Annotated in this window: 23 protein-coding genes; 17 read left to right on the top strand and 6 right to left on the bottom strand. The window is 72.4% G+C overall.

Going from position 1 to position 23220, the window contains the following annotated elements:
• The first annotated feature begins 1 nt into the window (after position 1).
• The 8 genes from hemL to AFL01nite_RS03765 are packed head-to-tail and all read left to right on the top strand — an operon-like array spanning position 2 to position 7796.
• Positions 2-1321 carry a glutamate-1-semialdehyde 2,1-aminomutase gene (gene hemL / locus AFL01nite_RS03800; RefSeq protein ID WP_146825838.1) on the top strand — a complete coding sequence of 440 codons (1320 nt, stop codon included), beginning with the start codon at positions 2-4 and terminating at the stop codon, positions 1319-1321.
• Positions 1322-1336: 15 nt separating this feature from the next.
• Positions 1337-1987 carry a histidine phosphatase family protein gene (locus AFL01nite_RS03795; RefSeq protein ID WP_146825837.1) on the top strand — a complete coding sequence of 217 codons (651 nt, stop codon included), beginning with the start codon at positions 1337-1339 and terminating at the stop codon, positions 1985-1987.
• Positions 1984-2559, top strand: a complete 576-nt coding sequence (locus AFL01nite_RS03790) for a TlpA family protein disulfide reductase (protein WP_146825836.1) — start codon at positions 1984-1986, stop codon at positions 2557-2559. Before AFL01nite_RS03795 ends, AFL01nite_RS03790 begins: the two co-directional genes overlap by 4 nt.
• On the top strand, positions 2556-3317 hold the full coding sequence (locus AFL01nite_RS03785; protein WP_146825835.1) for a cytochrome c biogenesis CcdA family protein: 762 nt from the start codon (positions 2556-2558) through the stop codon (positions 3315-3317). Before AFL01nite_RS03790 ends, AFL01nite_RS03785 begins: the two co-directional genes overlap by 4 nt.
• Entirely contained in the window at positions 3314-4888 is a 1575-nt protein-coding gene (gene resB, locus AFL01nite_RS03780) for a cytochrome c biogenesis protein ResB (RefSeq protein ID WP_146825834.1), read from the top strand. Before AFL01nite_RS03785 ends, resB begins: the two co-directional genes overlap by 4 nt.
• Entirely contained in the window at positions 4885-5811 is a 927-nt protein-coding gene (gene ccsB / locus AFL01nite_RS03775; protein WP_146825833.1) for a c-type cytochrome biogenesis protein CcsB, read from the top strand. Before resB ends, ccsB begins: the two co-directional genes overlap by 4 nt.
• A 27-nt stretch (positions 5812-5838) precedes the next feature.
• Positions 5839-6741 (top strand): ABC transporter ATP-binding protein, encoded by a 903-nt coding sequence (locus AFL01nite_RS03770; RefSeq protein ID WP_146825832.1) that lies wholly within the window; start codon positions 5839-5841, stop codon positions 6739-6741.
• Complete coding sequence (locus AFL01nite_RS03765) at positions 6738-7796, top strand: ABC transporter permease (protein WP_222593385.1); 1059 nt, start codon at positions 6738-6740, stop codon at positions 7794-7796. The genes AFL01nite_RS03770 and AFL01nite_RS03765 overlap by 4 nt, the downstream gene beginning before the upstream one ends.
• Before the next feature lie 7 nt (positions 7797-7803).
• Here the strand turns inward: AFL01nite_RS03765 and AFL01nite_RS03760 are convergent, their stop codons facing one another.
• Positions 7804-8067 carry a PLD nuclease N-terminal domain-containing protein gene (locus AFL01nite_RS03760; RefSeq protein WP_146825831.1) on the bottom strand — a complete coding sequence of 88 codons (264 nt, stop codon included), beginning with the start codon at positions 8065-8067 and terminating at the stop codon, positions 7804-7806.
• Between the two features lie 98 nt (positions 8068-8165).
• Here AFL01nite_RS03760 and AFL01nite_RS03755 point away from each other — a divergent pair, with 98 nt between their 5' ends.
• Positions 8166-8432 (top strand): DUF4229 domain-containing protein, encoded by a 267-nt coding sequence (locus AFL01nite_RS03755; protein ID WP_146825830.1) that lies wholly within the window; start codon positions 8166-8168, stop codon positions 8430-8432.
• On the top strand, positions 8413-9501 hold the full coding sequence (cds1, locus tag AFL01nite_RS03750) for an L-cysteine desulfhydrase Cds1 (protein ID WP_146825829.1): 1089 nt from the start codon (positions 8413-8415) through the stop codon (positions 9499-9501). The genes AFL01nite_RS03755 and cds1 overlap by 20 nt, the downstream gene beginning before the upstream one ends.
• Here the strand turns inward: cds1 and AFL01nite_RS03745 are convergent.
• Positions 9482-10372, bottom strand: a complete 891-nt coding sequence (locus AFL01nite_RS03745; RefSeq protein WP_222593384.1) for a 1,4-dihydroxy-2-naphthoate polyprenyltransferase — start codon at positions 10370-10372, stop codon at positions 9482-9484. The genes cds1 and AFL01nite_RS03745 overlap by 20 nt on opposite strands.
• A 47-nt stretch (positions 10373-10419) precedes the next feature.
• Here AFL01nite_RS03745 and AFL01nite_RS03740 point away from each other — a divergent pair, with 47 nt between their 5' ends.
• On the top strand, positions 10420-11427 hold the full coding sequence (locus tag AFL01nite_RS03740) for an AMP-binding protein (protein WP_246119573.1): 1008 nt from the start codon (positions 10420-10422) through the stop codon (positions 11425-11427).
• Here AFL01nite_RS03740 and AFL01nite_RS03735 read toward each other — a convergent pair.
• Positions 11414-12061, bottom strand: coding sequence for an SDR family oxidoreductase (locus AFL01nite_RS03735; RefSeq protein WP_146825828.1), 648 nt, complete (start codon positions 12059-12061; stop codon positions 11414-11416). The genes AFL01nite_RS03740 and AFL01nite_RS03735 overlap by 14 nt on opposite strands.
• Before the next feature lie 101 nt (positions 12062-12162).
• Between AFL01nite_RS03735 and AFL01nite_RS03730 the strand changes: the two genes are divergently transcribed.
• Genes AFL01nite_RS03730 through AFL01nite_RS03715 form a run of 4 tightly spaced genes read left to right on the top strand, consistent with a single transcriptional unit; the run spans position 12163 to position 17806 of the window.
• On the top strand, positions 12163-13104 hold the full coding sequence (locus tag AFL01nite_RS03730; protein WP_222593383.1) for an o-succinylbenzoate synthase: 942 nt from the start codon (positions 12163-12165) through the stop codon (positions 13102-13104).
• On the top strand, positions 13101-14642 hold the full coding sequence (gene menD / locus AFL01nite_RS03725) for a 2-succinyl-5-enolpyruvyl-6-hydroxy-3-cyclohexene-1-carboxylate synthase (protein ID WP_186813795.1): 1542 nt from the start codon (positions 13101-13103) through the stop codon (positions 14640-14642). The genes AFL01nite_RS03730 and menD overlap by 4 nt, the downstream gene beginning before the upstream one ends.
• A gap of 46 nt (positions 14643-14688) precedes the next feature.
• Complete coding sequence (locus AFL01nite_RS03720; protein WP_146825826.1) at positions 14689-16275, top strand: GMC family oxidoreductase; 1587 nt, start codon at positions 14689-14691, stop codon at positions 16273-16275.
• A 1-nt stretch (position 16276) separates the two neighbouring features.
• On the top strand, positions 16277-17806 hold the full coding sequence (locus AFL01nite_RS03715) for an aldehyde dehydrogenase family protein (RefSeq protein ID WP_146825825.1): 1530 nt from the start codon (positions 16277-16279) through the stop codon (positions 17804-17806).
• Positions 17807-17865: 59 nt separating this feature from the next.
• Here AFL01nite_RS03715 and AFL01nite_RS03710 read toward each other — a convergent pair whose 3' ends face one another.
• Positions 17866-19086 (bottom strand): hypothetical protein, encoded by a 1221-nt coding sequence (locus AFL01nite_RS03710; protein ID WP_146825824.1) that lies wholly within the window; start codon positions 19084-19086, stop codon positions 17866-17868.
• 88 nt (positions 19087-19174) lie between these two features.
• Here AFL01nite_RS03710 and AFL01nite_RS03705 point away from each other — a divergent pair, with 88 nt between their 5' ends.
• Complete coding sequence (locus tag AFL01nite_RS03705; RefSeq protein WP_146825823.1) at positions 19175-19960, top strand: SGNH/GDSL hydrolase family protein; 786 nt, start codon at positions 19175-19177, stop codon at positions 19958-19960.
• On the opposite strand, the gene AFL01nite_RS03700 is transcribed toward AFL01nite_RS03705, so the two are convergent.
• Together AFL01nite_RS03700 and AFL01nite_RS03695 are read right to left on the bottom strand one after the other, a co-directional pair.
• Entirely contained in the window at positions 19949-21121 is a 1173-nt protein-coding gene (locus AFL01nite_RS03700; protein ID WP_186813794.1) for a winged helix DNA-binding domain-containing protein, read from the bottom strand. The two genes, AFL01nite_RS03705 and AFL01nite_RS03700, sit on opposite strands and share 12 nt — an antisense overlap.
• Before the next feature lie 34 nt (positions 21122-21155).
• The gene (locus tag AFL01nite_RS03695) at positions 21156-22403 is read right to left on the bottom strand and encodes an isochorismate synthase (RefSeq protein WP_146825822.1); all 1248 of its coding nucleotides are present in this window, start codon (positions 22401-22403) and stop codon (positions 21156-21158) included.
• 96 nt (positions 22404-22499) lie between these two features.
• On the opposite strand from AFL01nite_RS03695, the gene AFL01nite_RS03690 reads away from it, so the two are divergent.
• A complete protein-coding gene (locus AFL01nite_RS03690; protein WP_146825821.1) occupies positions 22500-23192 on the top strand; it encodes a demethylmenaquinone methyltransferase in 693 nt (230 codons plus the stop codon).
• Positions 23193-23220: the final 28 nt, after the last annotated feature.

Raw genomic sequence — 23220 nt, 5'->3', positions numbered from 1 at the left:
CATGAGCACGACCGCATCCGAGGCGCTGTTCGCCCGGGCCAAGCAGGTCTCGCCGGGCGGGGTGAACTCGCCGGTGCGCGCGTTCCGCGCCGTGGGCGGCACCCCGCGCTTCATGGCGTCCGGCGCCGGAGCCTGGCTGACCGACGCCGACGGCAACCGGTTCGTCGACCTCGTCGGCTCCTGGGGCCCGATGCTGCTGGGTCACGCGCACCCCGAGGTCATCGAGGCCGTCACCGCGGCCGCGGCGCGCGGCACGAGCTTCGGCACGCCCGCCGAGCCCGAGGTCCTGCTGGCCGAGGAGATCGTCGACCGCACGCCCGTCGAGCGGGTCCGGATGGTCTCGTCCGGCACCGAGGCCACCATGTCGGCCATCCGGCTGGCCCGCGGGTTCACCGGTCGCGACAAGATCGTGAAGTTCAGCGGCTGCTACCACGGCCACGTCGACGCGCTGCTGGCCGAGGCCGGCTCCGGCGTCGTCACGCTGGGCATCCCCGGCACGCCCGGCGTGCCCGCGCACGTCACGGCCGACACGATCGTCCTGCCCTTCAACGACCCGGCCGCCGTCGACGTCGCGTTCGCCGAGTACGGCGACCAGATCGCGTGCGTCATCACCGAGGCCGCCGCCGGCAACATGGGCGTCGTCCCGCCGGCGCCGGGCTTCAACGCGCACCTCGCGCGCACCTGCGCCGCACACGGCGCCCTGTTCATCAGCGACGAGGTCATGACCGGCTTCCGGGCCGCACGCCGGGGCCACTGGGACCTCGACGGCGCCGTCGAGGGCTGGCAGCCCGACCTCATGACCTTCGGCAAGGTCATGGGCGGCGGCTTCCCGGCCGCCGCGTTCGGCGGTCGCGCCGACGTCATGGACCTGCTCGCGCCGATCGGTCCCGTCTACCAGGCCGGCACGCTCTCGGGGAACCCCGTCGCCACCACCGCCGGTCTGACGACGCTGCGCCTGGCCACGCCCGAGGTCTACGAGCGCCTCGCCGCGACGTCGACGCAGGTGCAGGCGCTCGTCACCGGTGCCCTCACCGAGGCCGGCGTGCAGCACGTCGTCCAGACGGCCGGCACCATGTTCAGCGTCTTCTGGGGGGTCACCGAGCCCGTCACCGACTTCGCGGGCGCCCAGGCCCAGGACACCGGCGCCTACACCGCCTTCTTCCACGCCATGCTCGACGCGGGGGTCTACCTGCCCCCGAGCGCGTACGAGTCGTGGTTCGTCTCGGCGGCCCACGACCCCGAGGTCGACTCCGCCCCCCTGTCTAGACTGGCCGAGGCCCTGCCCGTCGCCGCACGCGCCGCCGCAGCAGCGGCCCGCTGACACCGAAGGAACCAGATGAGCACCCGCACGATCGTCCACCTGATGCGTCACGGCGAGGTCCACAACCCCTCGGGGGTCCTGTACGGACGGCTGGCCGGCTACAACCTCTCCGACCTCGGCAACCAGATGGCCGCCACGGTCGCGGAGTCGTTGAAGCAGAACGACATCACGCACCTGGTCGCCTCGCCGCTCGAGCGCGCGCAGCAGACCGCGCGCCCGGTCGCCGACATCCTCAAGCTCGACATCCAGACCGACGACCGCGTCATCGAGGCGGGCAACAAGTTCGAGGGTCGCACCGTCGGCGTCGGCCCCAAGGCCTTCCTGAACCCGCGCTTCTGGCCGTGGCTGTGGAACCCCTTCCGCCCCTCCTGGGGTGAGGCGTACGCGCACATCGCCGGTCGCATGCTGCTGGCGATCGACGACGCCCGCGAGGCCGCCCGCGGCCACGAGGCGCTCATCGTGTCGCACCAACTGCCCGTGTGGATCGCCCGCAAGTCCTACGAGAAGGGGCGCTTCGCCCACGACCCGCGCAACCGCCAGTGCAACCTCGCCAGCCTCACCACGCTGACGTTCGAGGACGACAAGTTCGTCGGCCTGGTCTACAGCGAGCCGGCGGGTCACCTCATCCCCGACGCGCTGCGCGGCAAGTTCGTCGGCGGGGCATGACTCCCAGGCGGTCCGCGCGACTCGTCATGGTCGCGCTCCTGGCGTTCGTGCTGTCGGCCTGTGTCAGTGGGATCGAGGACAACGGTGACGACGGCTTCATCAGCGGCAGCGGCGAGATCACCTTCGTCGATCCGGGCAAGCGCGAGGCGGCTCCCGTCCTGTCCGGCACCGACCTCGACGGCCAGGAGCTCAGCACCGAGGACTACGAGGGCACGGTCCTCGTGGTGAACGTCTGGGGCTCCTGGTGCCCGCCGTGCCGCAAGGAGGCGCCCGCGCTGCAGAAGGCGTCGGAGGAGCTGGCCGACCAGAACGTGCAGTTCCTCGGCTTGCTGACGAAGGACGACCCCGCCCGCGCGAAGGCCTTCAACGCCAAGGTCGGCATCACCTACCCGAGCATCGACGACTCCGCGGGCCGCAACCAGGCGGCGTTCTCCGGTTCGCTGCCGTCGATGGCGATCCCCACGACGTGGGTCATCGACCGCAACGGCAAGGTCGCCGCGCGCGTCATGGGCGAGCTGACGGAGGCGACCCTGCGGGGGCTGGTCGAGCAGACCAAGAAGAGCACGCAGTGATCGGCGGCGACGTCGGCGACTGGTTCCTGGACACCGCGGCCTCGGGCAACCTCGTCCTCACGGTGCCCGTCGCGCTGCTCGCCGGACTCGTGTCGTTCTTCAGCCCCTGCGTGGTCCCGCTGCTGCCGGGCTACCTCTCGTACGTGTCGGGCGTCGCGGTCACCGAGCTCGAGTCCGCCCGCCGCCGCCGGATCGTGCTCGGCGCGATCCTGTTCGTGCTGGGCTTCAGCGCGGTGTTCGTCGCCGGCGGAGCCCTGTTCGGAGCGGTCGGCCAGGAGCTGCTGCCGTACCAGCGCGAGATCTCGATCGGCGCGGGCGCCTTGCTCGTGGTCATGGGCATCGCCTTCATCGGCTGGGTGCCGATGCTGCAGCGCGACGTGCGCGCCCACGGCGTCCGCAGCGTCGGCCTGCTCGCGGCGCCGCTGTTGGGCGTGGTGTTCGGCGTCGGCTGGACGCCCTGCATCGGCCCGACGCTGACGGCCGTGCTGGCGCTGTCGGCGAACGAGGCCACGGCCGGCCGTGGCGCGTTCCTCACGCTCGTCTACTGCGTGGGGCTCGGCCTGCCGTTCATCCTCGCCGCGCTGTTCCTCAGCCGCTTCCTGCGCGTCACCGGCTGGGTCCGCCGGCATCAGCGGATCGTGTCCGCGGCGGGGGGAGCCCTGCTGATCCTCACGGGCGTCCTGCTGGTCACCGGCTGGTGGCAGGACCTCGTCATCGAGCTGCAGCACTGGGTCACCGGATTCGAGGTCGCCCTGTGAGCCCCCGCAACCGGCGCGACCAGCCCGCCTCCGAGCTGCGCCCCCTGGAGTTCGGCCGCTGGGCGTGGCGCCAGCTGACGTCGATGCGCACCGCCCTGCTGCTGCTCCTGCTGCTGGCCGTGGCCGCCGTGCCCGGGTCGTTCATCCCGCAGCGCGGTGTCGACGCCCGCGCGGTGCAGGCGTACTACCTCGACCATCCGAAGCTCGCCCCGATCCTGGAGGACCTCGGCGCCTTCAGCGTGTTCTCCTCGGTGTGGTTCAGCGCGATCTACCTGCTGCTGATGATCTCGCTGGTGGGCTGCATCCTGCCGCGCACGAAGGTCTACGCCCAGGCGCTGCGGGCCCGCCCGCCGAAGGCGCCGCGCAACTTCGGCCGCCTGCCCGCCTCCGACCGGTTCGAGACGGACGCCAGCGTCGCCGAGGTGCTCGCCGCCGGCCGCCGGGTCCTCGGCCGGGCCCGCGTCGACGTGGTCGAGGACGCCGACGGCGGCGAGCTGCGCGCCGAGAAGGGCTACCTGCGCGAGTTCGGCAACCTGGTCTTCCACATCTGCATCGTCGTGGCGCTCGTGGGCGTGGCCCTGGGAGCCCTGCTGGGCTACCGCGGCAACGTGATCGTGGTCGAGGGCGACGGCTTCAGCAACACCCTGTCGCAGTACGACGAGTTCTCGGCCGGCGCCATGTTCGACCCCGAGACCGACCTCGAGCCGTGGTCGCTCGACCTCGGCGACGTCCTCACCCGGTTCTACGTCGAGGGCACCAACCGCGGCGCGCCGAAGCTGTTCCGCGCCACCGGCGGATACACCGAGGGCGGCCGGGACCGGGGCGACTTCTCGATCGAGGTCAACCACCCGCTGTCGGTCGGGAGCGAGGACGTCTTCCTCGTCGGCCAGGGGTACGCGCCGGTGCTGCGCGTCACCGACTCCGCCGGCGACGTCGTGTTCGACGGAGCCGTGCCGTTCCTGCCGACCGACTCGACCTACACGTCCACCGGTGTGGTGCAGGTGCCCGACTCCGACGGGACGCAGCTGGGCTTCCAGGGCTTCTTCCTGCCCACCGCGTACTCGCCCGACCCGTCGAAGCCCTCGGTCTCGGTGTTCCCCGGCGCGCTCAACCCGCGCATCGGCATGAACCTCTGGACCGGAGACCTGGGTCTCGACGAGGGCATCTCCAAGTCGGTCTACTCCCTCGACACGACCAAGATGACCCAGGTCAAGGACGGCGACGGGAACTTCCGCATCGACATCGGGCCCGGCGAGAGCCAGGCCCTCCCCGGCGGCGGGAAGATCGAGTTCGTCGAGCTCAAGCAGTTCGCGCGGTTCCAGATCGGGCACACGCCCGTGCCGTGGGTGCCGCTGTCCGGCGTGGGCCTGGGCATCCTCGGCCTGACCCTCTCCCTGCTGGTCCGCCCCCGCCGCACCTGGATCCGGGCCCGCCGGGACGGATCACGTACCGTGGTGGAGGTCGCCGCACTCGACCGCGTCCCGCGCGACGACCTGCCTGCCGACATCGATGACCTGTTGTCCCGGCTCCGTGCCGACCTGGGCGACGCACCCGAGAAGGAACTGTCATGACCACCGACCAGATGGCCCAGCTCTCGAACTACCTCACGGGGTCGGCCTTCGCCGTGCTGTGGATCGCGTTCTTCTGCCACGTGGCGGAGTGGATCTCAGCACGTCGTGAGGCGCCCGTCGCGGTGGCCGCGGGGCAGGGCCCCGTCGTCACCGCCGACCACGACGCCGATGACCGGCCCGAGACGCCCGACCGCCTCGTCGGCATCGCGGTCTCCCTCACGGTGCTGGGCACCCTGCTGCTCATCGGCGGGTCGGTCACCCGCGGCCTGGCGACGCAGCGCGCGCCGTACGGCAACATGTACGAGTTCGGCGTGACCGGCACGGCCATCGCCCTCACGGTCTACCTGTTCATGGTGTGGCGCTCGCGCATCCAGTGGATGGGCGGCGTCGTGCTGGCCGTCTGCCTCGGCATCCTGACGATGTCGGTCTCCAGCTACACGCCGGCCGGCCCCCTGGTGCCCGCGCTGAACACGTTCTGGAAGTACATCCACGTCACCTCGATCATGGTCGCGGCGGCGATGTTCATGGTCGGTGCCGCGGCGAGCGTGCTCTACCTGGTCAAGCAGCGTGCCGAGGACCGCGGCGCCGTCGGCCCCGTGCTGGCCCGGTTCCCCGCGGCCGCGCGGATCGACCAGGTCGCCTTCCGGGTCAACGCGATCGGCTTCCCGATGTGGACGTTCGGCGCGCTGATCTCGGGCCCGATCTGGGCGCACCTCGCGTGGGGCCGCTACTGGGGCTGGGACCCGAAGGAGGTCTGGGCGCTCATCACCTGGATCGTCTACGCGGGCTACCTGCACGCCCGCGTCACGGCCGGGTGGAAGGGCAGGCGCGCGGCCTACCTGGCGCTGGTCGGCTTCGCCACGTTCATCGTGAGCTACTACATCGTCAACCTGTTCATCTCCGGTCAGCACAGCTACGCCTGAGCCCACCCGTGGTCTAGCGTCCTCGCCATGGGTGCACGCATCGAGGTCGCCGGTCTCACCAAGACCTACGGCGACCTGACCGCCGTCGACGACCTGAGCCTCACCGTCGAGCCGGGGGAGTTCTTCGGCCTGCTCGGACCCAACGGAGCCGGCAAGACGACCGCGCTGGAGATGATCGAAGGGCTGCGCCGGCCCGACGCGGGCACCGTCTCGATCGACGGGCACGACCCGTGGAAGCGCGATCCGGAGCTCCAGCGCCGCCTCGGCGTCCAGCTGCAGTCGTCGGCGTTCTTCGAGCGGCTGACGGCCCGCGAGCAGCTGGCGACCTTCGCCGCGCTCTACGGGGCGCCGCCCGCCCGGGTCGACCAGCTCCTCGCCCAGGTGGGCCTGGAGGACAAGGCCGACGCGCGCGTCGAGAAGCTCTCCGGCGGGCAGGCCCAGCGACTGTCGATCGCGTGCGCCCTCGTGCACGACCCCGAGGTCGTCTTCCTCGACGAGCCCAGCGCGGCGCTCGACCCGCAGGCGCGACGCAAGCTCTGGGACTTCCTCGAGGGACTCAACGAGTCGGGGCGCACGGTCGTGCTGACGACGCACTACATGGAGGAGGCCGAGTTCCTCTGCGACCGTGTCGCCATCATCGACCGCGGGCGACTGCTCAAGCTCGACTCGCCGGCCGCACTCGTGCGCGGCCTGGACGCGCCGACCCGGATCAGCCTGGCCCCCGAGGCCATCGACGAGGCCGGGGCCCGGGGGATCGACGGTGTCGAGGAGGTCACGGTGCACCCCGACCGGACCGTGCTGACGACCCGGCGCCCGGCCGAGGTGCTCGCCGAGCTGGCCCGGCACGACGCCCTGCACGGGCTGACCGCCTCGGGGGCGACGCTCGAGGACGTCTTCCTCGAGCTGACCGGACGGGAGTACCGCTCGTGACGGCCCTGCTGTCGCTGTCGCGGGCGATGTTCAAGGGGTTCTTCCGCGACCGCATGACCCTGTTCTGGGCCGTGCTGTTCCCGCTGATGTTCCTCGTCCTGTTCGGCGGCATCCTCACCGACCGCGGCGCGCCCAAGCTGGAGGTCGCCCAGATCGGCGACGTGGCGGCGCTCGACCGCATGCCCGCCGAGACGCGCGAGGCGCTGGAGCAGAGCGTCGAGATCACCCGGTCGGACGACGAGGCGCAGGCCCTGCGCGACGTGCGCGACGGCGACCTCGCCGCCGTCGTCACCGAGGACGGCGACCGCCTCGTCGTGCACTTCTCGCAGGCGGACCAGGTCGCGGCCGCGCGCGTGCGCGCCACCTTCCAGGGGATCGTCGATGCGGCGAACCTCGCCCGGACCGGCGTCGAGCCGGCCTACGCGCTCGATCCGCGCCAGGTGGAGGACGAGTCGCTGGAGACGATCCAGTACGTCACGCCGGGCCTGCTGGGCTGGGCGATCGCGATGAGCGCCACGTTCGGGGCCGCCACGAACCTGGTCAACTGGCGCAAGTCGGGCCTGCTGCGCCGGCTGCGGCTGACCCCGATCCCGACGTCGTCGGTCGTGCTGGCGCGCGTCGGCGTCAGCCTGCTCGTGGCCCTGGGGCAGGCCGTGATCTTCGTGGCGCTCGCCGTCTTCGCGTTCGGGCTGCAGCTGACCGGCTGGTGGCCGCTCGTGGTGCCGCTCGTGCTGGCCGGGACCCTGGCGTTCCTGTCGATCGGACTGCTGGCCGGCGCGGTGAGCAAGACCGAGGAGGGCGCGGTCGGCCTGGCCAACTTCGTCGTCCTGCCGATGGCGTTCCTGTCCGGCTCGTTCTTCTCCCTCGAGGGGGCGCCGGGCTGGTTGCAGGCCGTCAGCCGGCTGCTGCCGCTGCGGCACCTCAACGACGCGATGCTCGACGTGATGGTGCGCGGTCAGGGGGTGGCGGCGATCTGGCAGCCGATGCTGATCCTGGTGGCCTTCGCCGCCGTGTGCGCGCTGGTCGCCGGGCGGCTCTTCCGCTGGGAGACCTGAGCCGGGCTCAGAGGCCGCGCAGGAAGTCGGGGTCGTCGTCGGGGCCGAGCGGCCGCGGCGGGCCGGGGCGCTGGGGTCCACCGGTCGAGCGTCCCTTGGTGACACCGAACACGATCCACAGCAGGGCGCCGGCGTAGGGCGCCAGGGCGATGAGCAGGGCCCATCCCCACTTGGGCAGGTGCTGGACCTTGTCGCGCGGCGTGGCCACCAGGTCGTACAAGCAATAGACGGTCAGGACCACGGCGACGAGTACCAGGAAGACCTTGCCCATGGGGCGAGCGTACCGACCCGGTTCCAGTGGCGCGGCCCGGTCGCGCAGGCCTCCACCGGCCCCGGGGGCGTGCCGGCCGAGGAACTAGAGTTCGAGGCATGAAGGCCTTCTGGACGTACACGCTGGCTCGACTCGGGGTCTTCCTCGTGACCTGGGCGGTGCTGTGGGGGATCTCCCGCCTGGTGTTCGAGGACAGCACGGTGCTCGACCTGTGGGTGCTGCTCGTGGCGCTGATCGTCTCGTCGATCATCTCGATCCTCACGCTGCGCACCCTGCGCGACCGGGTGGCGGTCAAGCTGCAGGAGCGCGCCCAGTCGTTGAACGACCGGATCGAGGAGTCCCGTCGTGCCGAAGACGTCGACTGACGAACGGGCCTGGCTCGACGACGCGGTCCGCCGGGTCGAGGCCGATGCCAACCGCAGTGCCGACACCCACCTGCACGCCCTGGACCTGCCGTTCCCGGGAGTGCAGATCTACCTCAAGGACGAGTCGGTCCACCCGACCGGCAGCCTGAAGCACCGGCTCGCCCGGTCGCTGTTCCTCTACGCGCTCTGCAACGGCTGGATCCACCGCGGCTCCACCGTCGTCGAGGCGTCCAGCGGATCGACCGCGGTGTCGGAGGCGTACTTCGCCCGGCTGCTGGGGCTGCCGTTCGTGGCGGTCATGCCGCGGGGCACGAGCGCCGAGAAGATCGCGCTGATCGAGTGGTACGGCGGGCGGTGTCACTTCGTCGACCACGCCCAGCAGGTGTACGCCGAGGCGCAGCGGCTGGCCGACGAGTGCGACGGCCACTACATGGATCAGTTCACCTACGCCGAGCGCGCCACGGACTGGCGCGGCAACAACAACATCGCCGAGTCGATCTTCGCCCAGCTGTCGGCCGAGACGCACCCGATCCCCGCGTGGGTGGTCGTGAGCGCGGGCACCGGCGGCACGTCGGCCACGATCGGGCGCTACGTGCGCTACCGCCGCTTCCCGACCCGGGTGCTCGTCGCCGACCCCGAGGGCTCGGCCTTCTACGACGGCTGGGACCAGGACCGCTCCGACGTCACCACCGACGTCGCCCCGCGGATCGAGGGCATCGGTCGGCCGCGGGTCGAGCCGTCGTTCGTCGGCGGCGTCGTCGACGACATGGTGCGGGTGCCCGACGCCGCCTCGATCGCGGCGATGCGCTGGACCTCCGACCTCATCGGCCGGCCCGTGGGCGGCTCCACCGGCACCAACATGTGGGCGGCCCTCGGCCTGGCCGCGCAGATGGTCGAGGAGGGTCGCGAGGGCTCGATCGTCACGCTGCTGTGCGACGGCGGCGACCGGTACACGCACACGTACTTCGACGACCGCTGGGTCGCCGAGCACGGCCTCGACCCGACGCCTTACCTGCGGCGGCTGGCCGACCTGACCCGGACCGGGACGTTCACCACCACGGACCGATGACCAGCGCGACGGACAGGCCGATCGCGTAGAGCAGCTCGGCGATGCCGGTGTCCTTGAGGACCGGGATCAGGGCCGGGCCCGCACCCTCGGAGCGCACGACCTTCGCCGCCCGCAGCGCCGGCGGGAGGCCGATGAGCGCCAGCAGCGCCCACGGGGTCTGCGTCACGCACCACGCCACGACCAGCACGAACGCCAGCACCAGCAGCAGCACGTAGAGCCACCGGGTGCGGGCGTCGCCCAGGACCACGGCCAGCGTGCGCTTGCCGGTCTCGGTGTCGGTGGGGATGTCGCGCAGGTTGTTCGCCACGAGGATCGCGCAGGCCAGGGCGCCCACGCCGATCGCGCCGGCCACGCTGACGCCGTTGACCGAGCCGAGCTGGACGTACGTCGTGCCGAGCACCGCGACGATCCCGAAGAACAGGAAGACGCTGACCTCGCCCAGGGCGCGGTAGCCGTAGGGGTTCGAGCCGCCGGTGTAGCCCCACGCGGCGAGGATCGCCAGCACGCCGACGGCGATGAGCCACCAGCCGGACGTCGCCGCCAGCACGAGGCCGAGCAGGCCGCCGAGGCCCAGGAACGCGAACGCGGCCGCCTTGACCTTCTTCGGGGCGACGAGGCCGGAGCCGACCAGGCGCAGCGGGCCGACCCGGTTGGCGTCGGTGCCCTTGACGCCGTCGGAGTAGTCGTTGGCGTAGTTCACGCCGATCTGCAGGGCCAGCGAGACCCCCAGCGCCAGCAGCGCCTTCCACCAGACGGCGCCGTCGTCGAAGGCGGCGGCACCCGTGCCGACGGCGACGGGAGCGATGGCGGCGGGCAGGGTGCGCAGCCGGGCACCCTCGATCCACAGGTTCAGGCCGGTCGGGGTGGTCACCCCGAGAGTCTAGGAGGGCCCGGCGGACCCGGATCTACAGTGGTCGGGTGGCCGCCTCCCTGACTCCCGTCGCCGGTTCCGTGCGTGAGGTCGCCGAGCTGCTGCGGCCGTGGGTCGAGCACGGCGGCGAGCCGCTGGTCATGACCACGTCGGGCAGCACGGGCGAGCCGAAGCCGATCCGGCTGTCGCACGCCGCGGTGCTGGCGTCGGCGCACGCGGCGCTCGAGCGGCTCGGCGGTCCGGCCCAGTGGCTGTCCGCGCTCCCGCCGACCGGGGTGGGCGGGCTGCAGGTCCTGGTGCGGTCGATCGTCGCCGGCACCGAGCCCGTCGTCCTGGCCGAGCACCCCGACCTCGAGTCGGCGGTGGCCGCCATGACCGGCGCGCGGCGCTACGCCTCGCTGGTGCCCACGCAGCTCTTCCGCCTGGTCGAGGCGGGGCGCGCCGACGTGCTCGCGGGGCTCGACGCCGTGCTGCTCGGAGGAGCCGCCGCGCCGCGTGCCGTGCTGGAGCGCGCGGCCGCGGCCGGCGTGCGGATCGTGCGGACGTACGGGATGACCGAGACCTGCGGCGGCTGCGTCTACGACGGGGTGCCGCTCGACGGGGTGCGCCTGCGGATCGAGGACGACGGCCGCGTCGCCATCTCCGGACCGGTCCTGGCCGAGGGGATGGGGGAGTGGCTCGTCACGAACGACCTCGGACGCCTCGACGCCGACGGACGCCTGAGCGTCCTGGGGCGCGCCGACCAGGTGGCGGTCAGCGGCGGCGTGAACGTGCCGTTGGCGACCGTGGAGACGGTCCTGCGGGACGAGCCGGGCGTCCTCGACGTCGTGGTGGTCGCGCAGCCGGACGCCGAGTGGGGCCAGCGGGTCGTGGCGTTCGTCGTCGGTGACTTCGACCGCGACCGCGCGGGCGCCGCCCTCGAGTGCGCCGGCCACCCCCGCACCTGGACCCCCCGCGCCGTGCACCGCCTCGACGCCCTCCCGCTGCTGCCGAACGGCAAGCCCGACCGGCGGGCGCTGGCGGGCGAGTCCGACGGCCCGATCAGAGCCCGCTGAGGGCCTCGGGGATCGCGGTGTCGCCGCTGATGACCTCGAACTGCTTGCCGATGGTGCTGTCGTCGGCCAGGACGGCCGCGATGACGGCGGCGACGTCGGCGCGCGGGATCTGCGCACGGTCGGTCGTCTCGCCGACCGTGACCCGGCCCGTGGCGTCGTCGTCGGTGAGTCCGCCGGGCCGGATGATCGTCCAGTCCAGCGAGCTCGCGCGCAGGGCCTCGTCGGCGTCGCGCTTGGCCTTGACGTAGGCCTCCCAGCCCTCCCCGGCGTCCTCGCCCGGGTCGGTGTCGACTCCCATGGCCGAGATCTGCACGAACCGGCGGATCCCGAGCCGCTCGGCGGCCTCGATGGACTTCAGCGAGCCCTCGAGGTCGACGGTGCGCTTGCGCTCGATGTTGCCGTCCGGGCCGCCGCCCGCGGCGAAGACCACGGCGTCGCAGTCGGTCAGCGCGGTGGCGAAGTCGTCGACCGTCGAGGCCTCGATGTCGAGCAGCCGGATGGCCGCCCCGGGCAGGTCGGCGGCGTGGTCGGGGTTGCGGACCAGGGCGACCGGGAGGTCGCCCCGTTCGGTGAGCAAGGGGACGAGCAGCCGGGCCACCTGGCCATGACCACCCACGATCGCGATGTCGGACATGCCTCCACCGTAGGCACGGGAGCGAAGGTTCGCAGGCGACGGCCGGGGCAATTGCGCAGTCACAGTGGAACGTGGGGCCCGCACCGTGGATACTCTCGTGGGTGGAGTTCCGCACCTACTCGATCCCGATGCGCACGCGCTTTCGTGGACTCGAAAACCGCCAGGGGATGCTGGCTGAGGGCCCGGCCGGCTGGGCCGAGTTCAGCCCCTTCCCCGAGTACGACCACGTCGCGTCGCTGCCGTGGTTGCAGGCCGCCATGGAGGCGGCCATGAAGCCGTGGCCGGAGCCCGTCCGCGACTGCGTGCCGGTCAACGGCATCGTCCCGGCGGTCGGCGACGGTGCCAACGCGGCGCGCATCGCCATCGAGAGCGGCTGCGCCACCATCAAGCTCAAGGTCGCCGAGGCCGGCGAGACCCTCGAGCACGACATCGAGCGGGTCGCGGCCATCCGCGACGCGCTGCCCGGCGCGCTCATCCGCATCGACGCCAACGGCGCCTGGAACGTCAAGGACGCCGTCAAGGCGATCAAGAAGCTCGACCACGTCGCGGGCGGGCTCGAGTACGTCGAGCAGCCGTGCGCCACCGTGGAGGAGCTCGCGAAGGTGCGCTGCAAGGTCGACGTGCCGATCGCGGCCGACGAGTCGATCCGCCGGGCCGCCGACCCCTTCCGCGTGCGCGACCTCGACGCCGCCGACATCGCGGTCCTCAAGGTCCAGCCGCTCGGCGGGGTCCGGGCCTGCCTGCGCATCGCCGAGCAGATCGGGATGCCCGTGTCGGTCTCCAGCGCGGTCGAGACGTCCATCGGGCTGGCCGCCAGCGTCGCGCTGGCCGCGGCCCTGCCCGACCTGCCGTACGCATGCGGCATCGGCACGGCGCACCTGCTCACCAGTGACGTCGTCGCCGAGCCGCTCAAGCCCGTGAACGGCAGCCTGTTCCCCACGCGCCCGGTGCTCGACGAGGAGGCGTACGCCAAGGTCGCGGCGCCCGCCGAGGTCGACGAGCGCTGGCAGGCCCGCCTCGCCCACGTCCGGGAGACGCTGTGAGCGACGAGCGGGCCGTCGAGATCGCGCGGCGGCTCATCACCGCCCTGCTCGCGCAGCAGGTCACCGACGCGGTGCTGTCGCCGGGCTCGCGCTCCGGGCCGATCGCGCTCGCCCTCCACGCCGCCGACGAGCAGGGCCTGATCCGCCTGCACGTGCGGGTCGACGAGCGGGAGGCCGGCTACCTCGCGCTCGGCCTGGCCAAGGCCTCCGGACGGCTCACCCCGGTCATCACCACCTCGGGCACCGCCGTGGCGAACCTGCACCCCGCCCTCCTCGAGGCGCTGCACACGCGGCTGCCCCTGCTGGCGGTCACGGCCGACCGCCCGGCCCGGCTGCGCGGCACCGGCGCCAACCAGACGACGGTCCAGCCCGGCATGTTCCCCGGCGTCACGTTCACCGACCGCATCACCGGCCTGGCCGGCGCGGTGCGCGAAGGCGGCCCGGTGCATCTCAACGTCGAGCTCGACGAGCCCCTCGTCGAGTCGGTCGACTGGCAGTTCTCGCAGAACTCGTGGTCGATGAACACGCCCGCGTCGGGCCGCACCCAGACCCTCGACGGCTCCCCGCGCACGGTCCTCGTCGCCGGCGACGGCGCCGATCCGGCCCTGGCCGCGGTGGCCCAGCAGGCCGGCTGGCCGATCCTGGCCGAGCCGTCGTCGGGGCTGCGCAGCGCGCCCACCGCGGTCGCGTGCGGTCGCGTGGTGCTCGGCGGGCGGCTGATCGAGCGCATCGAGCGCATCGTCAGCGCCGGCCACCCCACGCTCTCGCGGCCCGTCACCAACCTGCTGACCCGCACCCACCTGCCCACCGTCCACGTGGGCGACCCCTCGACGTTCCCGGGCGTGCCCGGCAGCAACGTCACGTTCGCCGACCGGATCGCCGTGCACGGCAGCCGCGCCGACGACGACTGGGTGAAGAGCTGGATCCAGGCCGGCGACCGGATCGACAACGCGCTGCTGCAGGCCGAGCAGTTCACCGTGGCCAAGGAGGTCTGGGCCGCGGCCGGTCGTGGGCTGCTGGTGCTGGGCTCGTCCAACACCATCCGCGACGTCGACCTCGTGGCTCCGGTGCGCGTCCCCGGCCCGCGGGTGCTGGCCAACCGCGGACTCGCCGGCATCGACGGCACCGTCTCGACGGCCCTCGGCGCTGCGCTGGCCAGCTACGGCCGCGCGATCGCGCTGATGGGCGACCTCACGTTCCTGCACGGCGCCAACGGCCTGCTGATGGGTCCGCTCGAGCCGCGGCCCAACCTGACGATCGTCGTCCTCAACGACGACGGCGGCGGCATCTTCCACACCCTGGAGCAGGGTGCGCCGGAGTACTCCGCGGCGTTCGAGCGCGTCTTCGGCACGCCGACGCGCACCCGGATCGACTCGCTGTGCGAGGCGCACGGCGTCAAGCACCGCCTCGTCGAGGTGGGCCAGCTGGCCGGCTACCTGTCGCGGTCGCCCGTCGGCATCGAGGTGCTCGAGGTGCGGGTCACGCGCGCCGGGCGTCGCGCGCTGCAATCGGTTGTCTCGGGTCTCGCCGCCGTCTAGGTTTGTGGCCAGCGTCACACCGGGTTGCGCTGAGGCAGGAGTGGACATGGCCCACGAGGCGTTCGACTACATCATCATCGGCTCAGGCAGTGCCGGCGGCGTGCTCGCCGCCCGCCTGACCGAGGACCGCGACCGCAGCGTCCTGCTGCTGGAGGCGGGCCCGTCGGACGACGACGACATGATCAAGGTCCCCGCCGGGTTCAGCACCCTGTTCAAGACCCGCTGGGACTGGAACTACGAGACCAGCCCGCAGAAGCACCTCGCCGGCCGCCGCGCGCACTGGCCGCGGATGAAGGCCCTCGGCGGCTGCTCGTCGATGAACGCGATGATCTACATCCGCGGCAACGCCGCCGACTACGACGAGTGGCGCGACGCGTACGGGGCGCAGGGCTGGGGCTACGACGACGTCCTGCCGTACTTCGTGAAGTCCGAGGCCAACCAGCGCCACTCCGGCCCGTACCACGGCACCGACGGCCCCCTCGTGGTCGAGGACCGCCGCTTCACGCACGAGCTGACCGAGGCGTTCGTCGAGTCCGCCGTGGCGAGCGGGGTCAAGCGCAACGACGACTTCAACGGCGCCGAGCAGGAGGGCGCCGGCGTCTACCAGGTCACCAACCGCCGCGGTGCGCGCTGGTCAGTCGCCGACGCCTACATCCGCCCGGCGATGCAGCGACCCAACCTCACGGTGCGCACCGGCGCGCTAGCCTCGCGCATCGTGCTCGAGGGCACGCGCGCCACCGGCGTGGCCTACCGCAGCACCGAGGACGGGCTCGAGCACGTCGTCCGGGCGAACGCCGAGGTCATCGTGTCCGCGGGCGCGATCAACAGCCCGCAGCTGCTCATGCTCTCGGGCATCGGGCCGGGCGCGCACCTGCGCGAGCACGGCATCGAGGTGGTCGTCGACTCGCCCGGCGTCGGCCAGAACCTGCAGGACCATCCCGTCGCCGGCACCTTGATCTACACGCGCGACACCACCGACCTCGCCGAGGCGATCACCGTCGGCAACCTGCTGCGCTGGAAGGCCACCCGCACCGGTCCGCTGGTCTCGAACATCGGCGAGGGCGGCGCGTTCTACACCTCGCGTGACGGCCTGGCCCTGCCCGACATCCAGATCCATGTGGTGCCGACCGGCTTCTACGACAACGGCATGCACGAGCCCGTGCGCCACGCGGTCACCGTGGCCCCCACCCTCGTCAACGTGCAGAGCCGCGGGGCGATCCGCCTGCGCTCGGCCGACCCGCGCTGGCACCCGGAGATCGACCCGGCCTACTTCGACGACCGGGCCGACCTCGACGCCATGCTCGCCGGCTACCGGCGGATGCTCGAGATCGTCTGGCAGGGGCCGATGGCGCGGTTCCTCGACGAGCCGTGGGAGCCGAGCGTCCGCAACCCCACCGACGACCAGATCATCGACGTCGTCGGCCGCCTCGGCCAGACGCTCTACCACCCGACGTCCACGTGTGCGATGGGTACGGTCGAGGGAAGCGTCGTCGATCCGCAGTGTCGGGTCCACGGCGTCGAGGGACTGCGCGTCGTCGACGCGTCCGTGATGCCGCGGGTCCCGCGGGGCAACACCAACGCGCCCACCATCATGATCGCCGAGAAGGTCGCCGATCTCATCCGAGGAGCCTGACATGACCGCCACCATCGAGCCCGACGTCGCCGCGTCCGGCGCCCCTCAGCCCACGTTCGACTCGTTCAACCCCGCCACCGGCGATGTCGTCGGCACCCACCCGATCGACGGTCGCGCCGAGGTCGACGCCGCCGTCGCCGCTGCCCGCGAGGCCTCGGCCTGGTGGCAGGAGCTCGGCTTCGACGGTCGCAAGGAGTACCTCCTGCAGTGGCGCAGCGTCCTGACCCGTCGGCTGAACCAGCTGGCCGACCAGGTCCACCGCGAGGGCGGCAAGCCGCACGGCGACGCGGTCCTCGAGGCCGGCCTGGCGATCGATCACATCGCCTGGGCCGCCAAGCACGCGCCGAAGGTCCTGGGCCGCCAGAAGGTGAGCTCGGGCCTGCTGATGTCCAACCAGGCGGCGTCGGTCGAGTACCACCCGCTCGGCGTCGTCGGCGTCATCGGACCGTGGAACTACCCGGTCTTCACACCCATGGGCTCGCTGGCCTACGCGCTCGCCGCCGGCAACACGGTGGTCTTCAAGCCCAGCGAGTACACCCCCGGCGTCGGCCGCTTCCTCGTCGACACGTTCACCGAGGTCGTGCACGGCCGTCCCGTCCTGAACCTCGTCACGGGCCTGGGCGAGACCGGCAACCACCTGTGCACCGCGGACGTCGACAAGATCGCGTTCACCGGCTCCTCGGCCACCGGCAAGAAGGTCATGGCCGCCTGCGCCGAGAACCTCACCCCGGTGGTCATCGAGGCCGGCGGCAAGGACTCGCTGATCGTCGACGAGGATGCCGACCTGCGGGCCGCCGCCGAGGCCGCCCTGTGGTGCGGCATGTCCAACGCGGGCCAGACCTGCATCGGCACCGAGCGCGTGTACGTGCACGAGCGCGTCTTCGACCCGTTCATGTCCGAGCTGCTGAAGCAGGCCGAGGGGCTGCGCCCGGGCTACGACGACGGCGGCGTCTACGGGCCCGCCACGATGCCCAAGCAGCTCGACGTGATCCGCAGCCACATCGAGGACGCGATCGCGAAGGGCGGCACGGCCGTGCTCGGCGGCGCGGACGCCGTCGGCGACCGCTACGTCCAGCCGACGATCCTCACCCACGTCCCCGAGGACTCGCTGGCCGTCACGGAGGAGACCTTCGGGCCGACCCTGGTGGTCAACCCGGTCAAGGACATGGACGAGGCCGTCGAGCTGACCAACGCCACGAAGTACGGCCTGGCCGGTGCGGTGTTCGGCAAGAAGCGCGCGATGGACGTCGCGTCGCGGATCCGCTCGGGCATGACCTCGGTCAACTCGGTGATCGCGTTCGCCGCCGTGCCGGGGCTGCCGTTCGGCGGGGTCGGCGACTCGGGCTTCGGCCGCATCCACGGCCCCGACGGACTGCGCGAGTTCACGTACCCCAAGGCCATCACGCGGCAGAAGATGAAGCCGATCATGATGCTGCAGTCGCTGGCCCGGGACGAGAAGACCACCAACCGCTTCGCCCAGCTGCTCACGGTGCTCCACGGCGGTGCCAGCACGCTGCCCAAGAAGCCCTGAGCGACGACGAGGCGCCCCGGGTCCCTGCGGACCCGGGGCGCCTCGTCATGGGGCGAGGCTCACTTCCGGACGCGGAAGCTCTTCTTCGCCACCTTGCCGTAGCCCTTGCTGTTCTTCGCGTGGACGTAGACGGTGTTGACGCCGTTGCGCAGCTTCGACCGCTTGACGACCAGCGCGCGCTTGGAGCCGCTCACGGTGCGCTTGACGAGCACCTTGCTGCCCTTCTTCACGACGATCCGGTACGAGGTGATCTTCGCCCCGCCGTTCGACGCCGGCGCCTTCCAGCTGACCTTGCGGACCTTGGACTTCTGCTTGCCGCCGACCTTCAGGGCCCGCACCTTCCCGGGCTTGGTGGCCGGCTTCTTGAACAGGTCCGGGAACACCGAGTACCGGCTGTCGAAGTAGTTCGCGACGGCGATCGCCCCACCACTGAGCACCTCGATGCCGGTCGAGGAGTTCAGCCCGCTCGCAGGACCACCGAGCACCTTCAGCGGACCGTCGTTGCCGTCGGCGCTCGGCGAGAAGACGCGCACGGTGCCGTTGAACGCGGACACGAAGACGCGGCCGGACGGGTCCGCGTCGACGCCGTTGATCTCCGCGGCCGGCAGGGCGTTGTTGACCGCCTGGATCGGGGTCGCGGCGCCGTCCGCCGAACGCGAGTACGCCCGCAGCTGCGTGCCGCTGGGCACCCACACCTTGGTGCCGAACACCTTGAGGGCCTGCCCGAACCCCAGGCCGCTGACCGTGCGCTCGGTCGGCGCCGGACTGCCGGCGGCCGCGGGCGAGTAGACGTGGTAGCTGGTGGCCTTGCGGACGTAGATCTCACCGCCGGCGATGTCGATCGCGTAGGACGTGCCCGCTCCCGTCCCGAAGGTCCTGATCGGGGCGACGTTGCCGTTGGCGTTCGGGGGGAACACCAGGACGAGCCCGTTGCCGTTCGCGACGTAGAGAAAGCGGTTCGTGTCGAACGCCACGTCGCGCGGGAAGCTGAGCTGGGTCGCGGGGCCGCTGATGCGACGCAGGGGCGCCGAGGCGCCCGAGGCGTTCTTGCGGTGGACGACGATCGCGTTGTTGAGCTGCGAGGCCAGGTAGATGTTCCCTGCCGCGTCGTCCTCGATGCCGATGGGGCCGCTCAGCTCGCCGCTGATGGTCTTGGTGGGCGGTACGTCGACGTTGACCGCGGCGTGAGCCGGCGCCGCCGCGGCGATCAGGCCGGCGACCAGGGCGCCGGTGGTCCCGAGCGCGAGCGTTCGGGAGGAGGTACGTGCGAGGGGGGTCATGTCGTTCTCCAATCTCGGAGGGAGCGTCGCTCCCATGACGGTGGAGAGCGGGACCTGACGGACTTGAGACGGCGCGTAATCTCAGGTGGTGACTTTTTCGCGCTACGTGGCCCTCGGCGACTCGTTCACCGAGGGCGTCGGTGACCCCGATCCCGCCCTGCCGAACGGAGTGCGCGGCTGGGCCGACCGGTTCGCCGCGGCGCTCGACCGGGCCCAGGGCGGCGGGCTGCTCTACGCGAACCTCGCGATCCGCGGCCGCAAGCTCGAGCCGATCGTGGCCGAGCAGATCGAGCCGGCGCTCGCGCTCGCGCCCGACCTCGTGACGATCTACGCCGGCGCCAACGACATCATGCGACCAAAGGTCGACCTCGAGGCGCTGCTGGCCACGTACGACCGCGCCGTCGGGCGACTCGCGGCGTCGGGTGCCCACGTCGTGGTCTTCACCTCGGCCGACCCCGGCGACACCCGCATCTACGCCCCCGTGCGGCACCGGTTCGAGCGCTACTGCGCCGCCGTGCGCGAGATCGCCGAGCGCCACGGCGCCACCGTGGTCGACTACTGGCACCTCACCGACTACCGCGACGAGCGGCTGTGGGACACCGACCGGATGCACATGTCGGCCGCGGGCCATCAGCGGATGGCGATCGCCGTCCTCGACGCGCTCGGCGTGCAGCACGACCTCGCGCCGCTCGTGCTGGCCGACCCGGCTCCGCTCACCCTGCTGGACCGGGTCAGGGCCAACGTGCAGTGGGCGATCCAGTACCTCGGTCCGTGGATCAAGCGACGCGTCACGGGCCGGTCGAGCGGCGACGGGATGTCGCCCCGCTTCGCCGAGCTGACGCCCGTGGCGCAGGTGCGCGGCTCAGCCGCGTAGGTCGCGCTCGACCGGGGTCCAGCCCCGGGCCCGCGCCTTCACCACGGTGCCGGCGAGCGTCTCGTGCAGCGCCGCGGCACGCGCGTCGATCGCCACCCTCGCCTCGGCGCCCACGTCGGTGAGCAGCCGCACCGCGACGGTGCCGTCGTCGCGGATCGCCCAGCCGCCGACGATCTCGCCGTCCTTCCACACCGTGGGGCCGGCGTTGCCGTTGACGTCGAAGAGCTGCTCCGCGTGCGGGCCGAGGTACCAGGACCGGTGCTTCCACCCCATCGTCGTGGGGTCGAGCGCCGGCAGCAGCGCCACCCACGGGCCCGGATCGGCGGTCGGCTCGGTGTCGTCGGCCAGCACGACGCCCACGCCGTCGTCGACCGCGACCTCCGTCGTGTCGATCGAGGCGAGCGCGGCGGTCGTGTGGCCCTTGGTCCAGCCCGTCCACCACTGCAGGTCCTCGGGGCGGGCCGGTCCGAAGCGGGCGAGCCAGCGGCTCGCGACGATGGCGCGCGCCGTCGCGGGGTCGGGTACATCGGCGGGCTCGGGCAGCCACTTCCGCATCGACGTCCACCGGAACTGGGTGGAGGCCCAGGTCCCGGCGGGGCGAGCCCGCACGACGTGGCCCTCGGCCGACATCACGGTGAGCAGCCGGCTGGCGATCGACTGGTGCGTGGCGTACTTCTTGCCGGCGCCGATCTCGATCCGGGTGGCCAGCAGGGGATCGGCGGCCGCCAGGTCGGCGCTGCGGAAGACGTCGAGTCGCTCGAACGCGGCGAGCGCGGCCGCGTGCGCCTGCGCCAGCCACGCGTCGGGGTCCTCGACCTCGGTCGCGGCGACCATCGCGCGCAGCTTGCGGTACTCGGACTCGGCCACGGACTGTCGGGTGGAGGCCAGGTAGGCGCCCCGGTCGGCCGCGGGCACGGCGAACACGGTGCGGCGCATCGCGAGGATGCGCACCAGCGAGCGGTCGTCGTACAGCGCCCGCTCGACCTCGGCGATCGAGGGCTCGGCCATGCGGGCCAGGACCGACAGCACCATCGACGCCGGGTCGGTGCTGTGCAGCACCGTGACCGCCCGCGTCACGTCCTCCGGTGTGGCCACCGGCGCGGCGAGCGCGTGCCGCACCCCCAGGCGCCGCCGTCGCTCCGCCGTGTCGATCGAGACCATGCGGGCACGCTAGCGGCCGGGACCGACGTGATGCCTAGACCAGGGCGTCGCGGACGGGGATGAGCTTGGCGTCGGCCTCGGCGAGCTCGTCGGCGGGGGAGGAGTCGGCGACGATGCCGCAGCCGGCGAACAGGCGGGCGCTGCGGCCGTCGGGCGCGACCTGGGCCGAGCGCAGGCCGATGCCCCACTCGCCGTCGCCGGACGCGCCGATCCAGCCGACGGGCCCGGCGTAGCGACCGCGGTCGAGGCCCTCGATCTCGGCGATCAGGCGCACCGCCTCGGCGGTGGGGGTGCCGCCCACGGCGGCCGACGGGTGCAGGGAGGCGACGAGCGCCAGGACGCCGGCGTCGTCCCGCAGCACGCCGGTGACGTCGGTGGCCAGGTGCATCACGTTGGGCAGGTGCAGGACGAACGGCGACTCGGGCACGTTCATGCCGGTGCAGTGCGGCGCGAGCGCGTCGGCCACGGAGCGCACGGCGTACTCGTGCTCCTCGAGGTCCTTGCTCGAACGGGCCAGGGAGGCGGCGAGGCTCAGGTCGCGGGCGTCGTCGCCGGTGCGGCGGATCGTGCCGGCCAGCACGCGCGACGTGACCAGGCCGCCCTGCAGGCGCACCAGCATCTCGGGGGTCGACCCGAAGAAGCCGTCGACGTGGAAGGTCCAGCAGCTGGGGTAGGCGTCGGCCAGGCGGGCCAGCGGCGAGCGCACGTCGAGCGGCTCGTCGAACGCGGCCTCCACCGAGCGGGCCAGGACGACCTTGTCGAGGTCGCCGGCCTGGATGCGCCGCACCGCGCGCTCGACGGTGGCCGACCACGCCTCGCGCCGGTCGGGGTCGTCCGCGAACCGGGTGCCGAGGGGAGCGGCCGGGCGCGAGCCGGCGAGCTCGGGCGCCGGAGCCAGCGACCGGCCGATCGTGGTCACCCAGCTGCGGCCGTCGCGGCGACCCACGACGACCTCGGGGACGGTGAGCGCCGAGCCGGGCCGGTCGGCGAACGTGAAGCTGCCGAAGGAGATCAGGCCGCTGCCGGGCAGCTCCACCTCGTCGCGCACCACGGAGGACTCGACGACGTCGGCCCACCAGGCGTCGGCGGCGTCGAACCGGCCGCCGCCCTCGGGGTTGAAGCTCGCCGCGCGGCCCCAGCCGATCACGCCGTCGCCACCGTGCACCCACGCCAGGGCATCGGGGGAGGGGGGCAGCAGGGTGAGCAACTCACCGGGGTCGGCGATCTCGCGGGACCGGGCCACGAGCGGTTCAGGCCGTCCGTCGGTCGCCAGCGTGCTCACCCGCACGAGCCTACTCGGGCGACGGTGAGGGCGGTCCCGGACGCCGGAAGCGTCCCGATCTGCGCCGGGGTCGGCCCCGCGTGAGAAGGTGGCCAGATGAGAGCAGGGCTGGACAAGGACCCCCGTGACGTCGCGCGCATGTTCGACACGGTGGCGGCGAGGTACGACCTGACGAACGACGTGCTCTCGCTCGGGCGCGACCGGCAGTGGCGCAAGCGCGTCGTCGAGACGGTCGCTCCCCAGCGTGGCGAGCGGATCCTCGATCTCGCAGCCGGCACCGGCACGTCCAGCGCCCCCTTCGCCGAGGCCGGCGCCCACGTCGTGCCGTGCGACTTCTCCATCGGCATGCTCGAGGTCGGCAAGCAGCAGTACCCCGGCCTGGACTTCACCGCCGGCGACGGCATGCGCCTGCCCTTCGCCGATGGGGTCTTCGACGCCGTGACGATCTCGTTCGGACTGCGCAACATCCACGACCCGCTCCAGGGCCTGCGCGAGCTGCTGCGCGTCACCCGCCCCGGCGGTCGCGTCGTCGTGTGCGAGTTCTCGACGCCGACGTGGAAGCCGTTCGAGACGGTGTACTCCAACTACCTCATGCGGGCGCTGCCGCCGATCGCGCGCGCGGTCTCGTCGAACCCCGAGTCGTACGTGTACCTGGCCGAGTCGATCCGCTCCTGGCCCGACCAGCGTGGCCTCGCGATCCGCATGACCGAGGCGGGCTGGGGACCGGTGACGTGGCAGAATCTGACCGGCGGGATCGTCGCCGTGCACCGCGCCGAACGCCCGCAGTGAGACCGGCGACACGCTTAGTGTTACCTAA

Source organism: Aeromicrobium flavum (genome assembly GCF_007992115.1).
Taxonomy (GTDB): Bacteria; Actinomycetota; Actinomycetes; order Propionibacteriales; family Nocardioidaceae; genus Aeromicrobium; species Aeromicrobium flavum.
This window is presented reverse-complemented; position numbering and strand designations above follow the sequence as displayed.